Source organism: Marinilabilia sp. (assembly GCF_016278715.1).
Taxonomy (GTDB): Bacteria; Bacteroidota; Bacteroidia; order Bacteroidales; family Marinilabiliaceae; genus Marinilabilia.
This window is the reverse complement of record NZ_JADQBH010000206.1, coordinates 1-1,758: the sequence shown is the minus strand read 5'-3', so window position 1 is coordinate 1,758 and position 1,758 is coordinate 1. Positions and strand designations below refer to the sequence as shown.

Here is a 1,758-nt window from a genome sequence, read left to right as displayed (position 1 = left end):
AACAGCTACGAGCCAACAGCCAACAACCAAGAGCTACGAGCCAAGAGCCAACAGCTAACAGCTACGAGCCTTTCAGTTAGTGCAGTGAAGAGCCAATAATATTAAAAAACTCCTCCCGGGTAGCCTGATTTTTCAGGAATGCACCGGTGAAATCAGAAGTGGTGGTTACCGAATGTTGCTTCTGCACTCCGCGCATCTGCATACACATGTGCTGGGCCTCAATTACAACAGCCACGCCCAGCGGATTCAGCGTTTTGTGAATACACTCTTTGATTTGGGTGGTTAGTCTTTCCTGAACCTGCAGCCTGCGCGCAAAAGATTCTACCACGCGCGCGATTTTGCTCAATCCGGTGATATGATGACGGGGAATATAGGCTACATGAGCTTTGCCGAAAAAAGGAAGCATGTGGTGTTCGCACATACTGTACAACTCGATGTCCTTGACTACCACCATCTGTTGGTAATCTTCGCGAAACATAGCTGATTTAATGATATCTTCCGGATTCATATTGTATCCCTGAGTGAGAAACTGCATCGCTTTGGCCACTCTCAAGGGAGTCTTTTCCAATCCTTCGCGGGTCTCATCTTCTCCCAGCAATTTCAATACCTCCTGATAGTGGTGGCTTAGTGCATCGGTTGTTTTATCGTCATAAGATTCAATCTTGGCGTATCCATTTTCGCCATGGAGTGTATGTTCCATTCTTCTTTATTTTTAGGGCAAAGCACAAGATGGTTTGCCTCTTTGCATTTGTATGAAGTAAAGGAAATAAACTTGAGCGCACTTCGAGAAGGTTCTTTGTTGCCAATTTCTTCGTTACTGGAAATTTTTAAATCTTCATTAACAAAAAGTTAACTCCGGTTCAAAAATTTCCTGCGCCTCGAACTTGACAAAAATACCTCTTTTCGGAGCAGGCTCAAACTTCAAAAATACAAAACCAATTGGAATTTTCGGGAAAAAGATCAGATAATTACGGGTTGGCTCTTAGCTGTTAGCTCATGGCTGTTAGCTGACGGCTGTTAGCTGACGGATACGAGCCCCGCCGTCCGTGAGGATTTCTTTGCAATTAAAGCGGCCTAGCCGAGCGGTAATTCACATGGTTTTTTTATGAGGATTTTAAATCCGCTACCAACGAGCATTCCAAAATAAAATTCCTCTATAAGACGCTCAATATATTGATACTGGATTACAAATCCATCCCTACGAAGTGACATGAGATTAGCACCCGTGCTTTAGCCGGGCGACAGAATGACCCTGCAAATGAGAATTGCAGCCGGCTTTTGGGATAATACTTGGCTTTTAAATAGGGGGAAGCCCGCTAAAGCAGGCTGTTAGAAACCTTTGTAACGTGCAATAATCACCCCGCTAAAGCAGGGTGCTATTTTCATATTCTAAACATCTGAAATGCCTGATAATTAAGGGTTCATTTTATTTTGGCAGGAACTACGAGCTAATACCTAACTTGGACGAGCCAGAACCAAACAGGTTATATAATTAAACCCAATCAAAATTAGCCGGATACGCTAATTGCTACTCAATTATTTTTTTGTCCACGAATTTCACGAATTTAGCGAATTATTGTCGCACTTTTGTGCGACTTAAAACGGCTATGCCGTTTTAAAAAAAGCTGTAAAACAGCTTTTCAATTCGTGCAATTAGTGAAATTCGCGGATCCAAAACAAGAAATGGCGTAGCCATTTTGCGTTAAATTATTGGAAAATATTTTGCCAAAAAAAACACGAATATAAGGAGTAAGACAG

At 42.2% G+C, this 1,758-nt stretch carries 1 protein-coding gene; it reads right to left on the bottom strand.

The features are described 5' to 3' along the window. Positions 1 to 76: 76 nt before the first annotated feature. Positions 77 to 700, bottom strand: coding sequence for a GTP cyclohydrolase I FolE (gene folE, locus QZZ43_RS12780; RefSeq protein ID WP_291859949.1), 624 nt, complete (start codon positions 698 to 700; stop codon positions 77 to 79). Between the last annotated feature and the right edge of the window lie 1,058 nt (positions 701 to 1,758).